The organism is Bacillus cereus group sp. N6 (genome assembly GCF_016483705.1).
Classification (GTDB): domain Bacteria; phylum Bacillota; class Bacilli; order Bacillales; family Bacillaceae_G; genus Bacillus_A; species Bacillus_A wiedmannii.
In genome coordinates, this window is sequence record NZ_JAEHBI010000097.1 from 1 (window position 1) to 6,451 (window position 6,451).

Genomic DNA, 6,451 nt, shown 5'->3' on the forward strand with positions numbered 1-6,451 from the left:
AGTATTTTTTTTCATGTTTTCAAATCGGAAACATGTATTTGGCCTGCTTTTTTGTCTGAAAAAGCTGAGTAGTTACACAATTTCTTTGATTTCCGATTCTTTATCCTGCATTTTTTTTTGTAACTTTGTTTTCTCTTGTTCTAGCATTTGTATTTGTTTCTTTTGTTTTTCACTTTGTTCATCCTGTTTCGCATTCACCATCGTTGGCTGGATACTGTCTTTTGTGATAACATACAAATTACAGGAAACCGATAGTGTCAACAAGGCGACACATAACTTGGTGGAAAGAGGGAAAGAGAAGGGTGCGAATGACCAGTTTCTCTTTCTCTTTTTTTGTTTTCCTTCCGTTTCCTCAGGCTCTTGCATGAGTTCTTGCAACGCTTCCCATGTTGTAGATTGATAGATATATTGTAAGAATTCATTCCCCATTTCTACTGGCTGAAGCATATACGCTTCAAATGATTCGTTTGAAAAAGCAAAGGCAAGTAAACGTTTCGTATGGGTCAGCCTATCTTTTCGATTAAATCCCATGACAGGCATGTGATCCATCGCTTGATACATGAGCTTCACTTCCCCTTTCTTCGTGTAAAAAATATTGTCTGGAATGGGAAGGATCATGGTTTCTTGATGTGTTTGGAATAGGTGGAGCAAGCGAGAAACCACTTTACGTTTGATAGCTTCATTTTCTTGTTGGATACGAGAAAACGATAACAAATGGGGTTCTTTTTCATACCGAAGTATCACATCTCCTCGTATAATTTCCGCAAAGGTACATGGTAACAAATACGATTTGGTTTGTTTGATTTTGTCAAATGGAGCTTCTTGTTTTAACTTTGTTTTCGAAAACCGATACACATATTCTGTAGCTGTTTCCTCTACTGTCCCATCCCCAAATACAATAATCATGCCTACACCTCCGCTTTTTCTTTTTGTTCTTTCCTTCTTTGCACTTCTTTCTCTTCGATATGTTCCACTGGCGAAAAATCTCGTTTCTTTTCTTTATAAATCAGACTGAGTGTAATTTGCTGGATCGCTTCTTTCACCTGTATCAGAAACTGTTCTTCCGTTTCCGTTACGTCATGGTGAGGACCGAACTCTATATCTGTCATCATACAAGCTGGATGCTTCTGTACAAGAAACTGAACGCCCTCTTCTCCTTCTTCATCTGCTTCTAAGTCCATCGTATACGAAGCATGTATCCGTCCATTTTTCTTTTCTACCTGTACAGGTTGTAACACCTCGTCTCCCCATAGTTCTCGTTTCACCGTAATCGGTAAGGGCACAGTTTCTTCGGTGTTTTGTTCCTCCTTCTGTTTCTCACTTTCTGTTGTTTCCGTTGTTGTTTGTTGTTCCCCTTCACTTGATACAGATGCTTGCGATTCGTCTTGATTATCTTCTTGTTTTTTATCTTCTGATACAAGGGAAGACTCTACGGTTTCTTTTGGCTTTTCTTCTTTTGGTATACTCGATTCTGCTGACTTCTCTTTTAAATGCCATCCCATGTCCGCCTTTTCTCCTACTTGGTCTGCAAACCAATTGTCTACCCATGCTTTTTGCGCATGAATCGGTAGTTTCCCACGTCGGAAGACATAGCACTCATTCTCATCCATCTGATTCAAGAGTTCATCGGGTGTCTTGAGCGGTCTCTGTACGTAGGTATACGATTGTTGATTGCTATCGAATTCTCCCGGTGTTTGGCTATCATTTCGCAACCTTTTGGTCGTCACACCCAGTCGTTCTGAGAAATATTTCGCTGTGCCGAGGTCATTTGTTCCTAAAAAAAGGGTCGTATCACAATTGGCCATGATCTCATCTGTCTGTTTTTCCCCATAGCGATCCATTAATTGCCCCATAGCCTGTATAATGATGGATACTTCTATACCGTAAGAACGTGTCGTAGATAGACGCTCAGCAAAATCTGGAATTTTTCCGATGTTCGCAAACTCATCTAGTAAAAAGCGCACAGGTACATGTAATCGATTATGATTCGTATCCGCATACGCATATAATTCTTGAAATAATTGAGCAAAAAATGTATTGATTAATGCTCGATACGTACGGTCGGCTACTGGAATGACCACATATAAGGCAATTTTACGTTTCCCAATATCCGCTAGTTGAAAGCTACTATGTTTTGAAAACGTACGAACCGATTTTAATTTCCATAGTTTCATTGCCTTCGCTGCGTTACTCACAATTCCGCCCCATGTTTTATCTGTCGCATTCTTCACCACGCCAAACGCCATACGAGCAGAAGAATCTTCCTCTAAGTTGGCAAATCGTTTCTTTAATTGTTTCTCAGAAGGTTCTGTCAAGAAATCGTATACCGTGTCCATCGAATGCTGTTCTTTCGGCAGATTTTCCCGTACATATAAAATGCCTGCCGTAATCAAGGAAATCGCTTGGTCCTGCCAAAAACTATCTCCCGATTGCGGTCCTTCTTCTCCTCCTAACACCAATGTCGTTGCAAATTTTTCAGCATCTTCATCCAGTCCTACATAATCAATTGAGTTATACATATCGGATAATGCCATATTTGAAAAATTAATGAGGTACACTTCATACCCCTGCGCTCTCTTCTCACGAGAAGTAAGTTCATAGATTTCCCCTTTGGGATCCGACACGACAATCGATTTGTTTTTCGTATTCACGACATTGTTTAAGATATAACATTTTGTTTTCCCTGTCCCTGATCCACCAGCTACACATACATTTCGGTTTAACCGACTTTTTTTCTTATGAATCATCAATTTATCATTATAGACTGCTAAAACAGTGCCTTCTTCTTCCTTATCCGCAGTAATATTTTGTTCATCAAAAATGGTTACTTCATCAGAAAGGGAAGCACTCCCTAATCCTCCGTATTCGCTTGCATCTTCCACCGTATGTGGTTTTAACTTTCTCCATGTTTGTAAGGTTGTATAAGCGAAAATACCAAGTAGGATCAGTTGTGCATATTGATACAATTCGAGTCCTAGTGCGAACAATACGGTTTCAATCGGACTCGTCAGGTAGGAGACCGCAAGGTCTTTTGCTGTACCATCTGGCAACTCCATTAACTCGTCTCTATGTTCTAATAAAAAATCAATCATTCGAAGGCCAAATGCCACCACATAATCAATCAAAAGACAAAAACTGAAAATCATTCCGACTGACAACCAAAATGTTTTCCGAGAATCAGCAAGGGGTTTTTCCTTCATACTCATCCCGCTTCCCCCTCTTTTGGTTTTCCGCCCATCAATTCCCATTCCACCTCTGTTGGTTCAATAAGAAGGTGGACACGTTTATCCGCATAGATAAAAATTCCTTCTCCTTTATTTTTCTTACGAGGTTTTAAAATTTTTCGTTCACTGTCTGAAAATTTGATCTGCGCTTGCGTCATCAAATCGTGAATAGATTTTTCTGCAAGCGGTAAGAACATTTTCATTAAACTATTTTCAATAACCGCTCCCCCGTAATTCTTTTTCCCATCACTCGCTCGGAGTAATTCTTCTACCTGCTGTGTTGCGCCCCATACGCTTCCATCATACTTTCGAATCCGCTTCCAAATTTGATAGATAAATTCCATACTTTGCGGATTAGACGGGTCTGCGAATACGTGTAATTCATCTAAAAACAACGTCTTTCTCCCTGCTGTTCTCGTAATCTCATCCCATAAAAACGAAGTCGCATTGAACATCGCACAAGATTGTAAAGCTGAACCGACTCCTAGTCTGGAAATATCAAACGAAATGAGTTGATTACGTAAATCTACATTAGTAGGCCCGTTAAAAATACGATTATTTGCACCCGTGACATACTGTTTCAGTACATAGGAGAATAACTTTAATGTGTCGTCTCCTTCCTCGATTTTTTTCATCAATAGCGCATATAAATCTGCTAAAACAGGAAAATCTTCCGGTTCCTTTTGCTCAAAGTCTGTATCAAATGTCATGCGAAAAGGCTCTGATTCATATAATTCCACCAAGTAAGCATCTAGTACCGCTAATTCATCAATCGTCATAGAAGGACGCATAATCTTGAAAAAAATCTTCACTCTTTCTAAATGCTCAAGTAATGGATTTCCTTTCTTTTTTGTATCTCGCTCATAAAACACGTGTAACGGATTGACACGCGTATCTGTGGTATTGGACAGTTCAATCACTTGTCCGCCGAGTTTCTGAACAAATTCACTATCTTCTCCTTCTGGGTCCATGTTAAAAATTCGAATCCCTTCCATAAAGTCGCGCATCAATAACATTTGCTTCAATTTGGTTTTTCCGTACCCCGATTGCCCTAAAATAATGCCATTTCGGTTCTGTAATTCCCATTTATTCACCACAATGAGCGATTTTGTTTTGATATTTCTTCCCATCGCAATCCCACGCTTGGTAAACAACTCGGTTTCATCAAAAGGAAAGAAAGTAGAGAATGCTTTTGTATCCATATTTCTTCTCGTATATTCTCCTACCTTATTTTCCAGAATGGGCAAACAGGATTCAAAAGCATCTTGCATACGTGCACTAGGCACATAGGCAAAGAGATTACGAGCTGAAAACGCATTGTTTACCTTATCCGTTAATTTCTTTAGCTGTTCGAGACTCTCGGCATGAAGCCGAATCAAGAAATGCACCAGTAACATGCCACCCGTATCATTTGCAACTAAATCCTCTAACATATTATTGGCACTCTCTAATTCCTGTTCCGCTCGTTTTCTCATTTCAGGATTTAATTTTCCCGAAAGCAATCTTGCTTCTAACTCTTCAATCGAATTACTAAAGTTCTTAATCATATCAGCAGAAGAAGTCGGTTCTACATGATAGGTAAAGGAGATATTTCCTTCTAACCGATACAATTTGGATAAGAACCCCATGTAGCTACCTGATGGATAATCCGTCATACAAAGGATACGCTCATATCCCTCTCCCACCCGGATATAATCTATTTCTTCCTCAAATATAGCTGGTGCAATCTGATCCGCTACAGAAAAACGGTGAAAGGTTGGTTCTTCTTTTTTCTCTTTTCTCTTAAATCGGAACATTCGCTATTCCCCTCCTTTTATGTTTTGTCTACTTTTAGCATGTTTCACTGTAATATAGGGCGAGGACACTTCTTTAAAACGGTTAATACGTGCTTGATAGTTGTTAAAATGAACCTGAAGAATTTGAACAATCTCATGAGCATTTAAGATATGACATTCTAGACCGTCCTCTGAAAGTTCCGTCAAATTCCCCCGCAACATCTCCGCTCTTTCTAACAGTGTTTCCAGCCCGTTCTGAATACTTTCTTCGTTCCCCTGTACTTTTTCTCTTAAAAGAAGGTAGTGCGCCTTTTTGAGCGTATTCTGAGCGTGTGAGGAGTTCTCTAAATAAGAAACATAGCCACTTCTTAATAATTGACGCATGGCATTCGATTCTTCTTCTATTTTTTGTTTCTGATCTTCCACATAATCCGATAAATCAACAGGTTCTGCCAGTACTTCAATTTGAAATTCACACGGAATCCCTGATACAATCGCACCAAATTCCTCCATCAATTCTAGTTTGTCTTCCTCACCCATTAACTCCAAGTTCATCGTCCCTACCCGAATGCCCACAATCAAAGTTTGCTTCTTCGTCAGAATCGCTTGATGATACAACGTTTGAATCGGAATTAAATCCTGCGTTCGTTTTGCTTGTTGTCTCTGTTTTCGTTTTTCTTGCCATTTTTGGAAACCCATTTTCTCACCTACCTACTCTTTTTTATATAACAATATCGTTTGCTTCTTTCTTTTTCGCTGATGAAAACGAAATACATCTAACAAATACGCACCTGCTTTCACGTTACATCCTCGAATCGCTGGTAGCACAAGTAACCCCGTAAATAGAACGAACAAGACTAAACCTAATCCAAGTTGCACAAAAATATGAATCGGTAACAAATACAATGTTCCGCCAACAAGTGGAAGGAAGAGAAGATAGTAGCCTATCTCCTTCCACCCTATACCCGTATTCGGAATTAACTCAAACTTCGCCTCAATATTTTTTGGAATATGAATGTGTTTTGGACTCATCTTTCTTTACCTCAACTTTCCAACCACAAAATTCACAATTAATGTTCCCATAAAAATAACGCCTGTCACCATCACAATCGATAGCATATCACCTTTGCATTCTGCTTTCTCCGATGGGTTATTTGCGAGCTTCATTTTGATTCCTTTCCATCCAAACATACAAGCTCCAACGGATGGCGCAACGAATAGAATAATAGTCGAAACAGCATCTACAATACTTTTAATCTTTTGTTTAATCTGGTCTTCTTCACCAGCGGCAAAAGCAGTATGTGGAGTACATATAATGACACATATCATCGCAAACATTGCATACTGCCAAATGATTTTATTTTGAAATAGATTCTTGTAACTACTCAGCTTCCTCACGGAAGCTTTTTTAATTTTACTAGTTTCATATGCCTCTCATTTGTAAATACTGAG

Annotated in this window: 6 protein-coding genes; all 6 read right to left on the minus strand. The window is 39.1% G+C overall.

The window, feature by feature from the left end; genetic code table 11:
• Positions 1 to 72: 72 nt before the first annotated feature.
• Genes JDS99_RS29435 through JDS99_RS29460 form a run of 6 tightly spaced genes read right to left on the minus strand, consistent with a single transcriptional unit; the run spans position 73 to position 6,337 of the window.
• Entirely contained in the window at positions 73 to 906 is an 834-nt protein-coding gene (locus tag JDS99_RS29435) for a hypothetical protein (protein WP_242475797.1), read from the minus strand.
• Between the two features lie 2 nt (positions 907 to 908).
• Positions 909 to 3,206, minus strand: coding sequence for a VirD4-like conjugal transfer protein, CD1115 family (locus JDS99_RS29440; protein ID WP_199696307.1), 2,298 nt, complete (start codon positions 3,204 to 3,206; stop codon positions 909 to 911).
• A complete protein-coding gene (locus JDS99_RS29445) occupies positions 3,203 to 5,020 on the minus strand; it encodes a VirB4 family type IV secretion system protein (RefSeq protein WP_199696308.1) in 1,818 nt (605 codons plus the stop codon). The genes JDS99_RS29440 and JDS99_RS29445 overlap by 4 nt, the downstream gene beginning before the upstream one ends.
• Before the next feature lie 3 nt (positions 5,021 to 5,023).
• Positions 5,024 to 5,698 carry a hypothetical protein gene (locus JDS99_RS29450; RefSeq protein ID WP_199696309.1) on the minus strand — a complete coding sequence of 225 codons (675 nt, stop codon included), beginning with the start codon at positions 5,696 to 5,698 and terminating at the stop codon, positions 5,024 to 5,026.
• 12 nt (positions 5,699 to 5,710) lie between these two features.
• Positions 5,711 to 6,031 carry a hypothetical protein gene (locus tag JDS99_RS29455; RefSeq protein WP_199696310.1) on the minus strand — a complete coding sequence of 107 codons (321 nt, stop codon included), beginning with the start codon at positions 6,029 to 6,031 and terminating at the stop codon, positions 5,711 to 5,713.
• Positions 6,032 to 6,037: 6 nt separating this feature from the next.
• The gene (locus JDS99_RS29460; protein ID WP_199696311.1) at positions 6,038 to 6,337 is read right to left on the minus strand and encodes a hypothetical protein; all 300 of its coding nucleotides are present in this window, start codon (positions 6,335 to 6,337) and stop codon (positions 6,038 to 6,040) included.
• Positions 6,338 to 6,451: the final 114 nt, after the last annotated feature.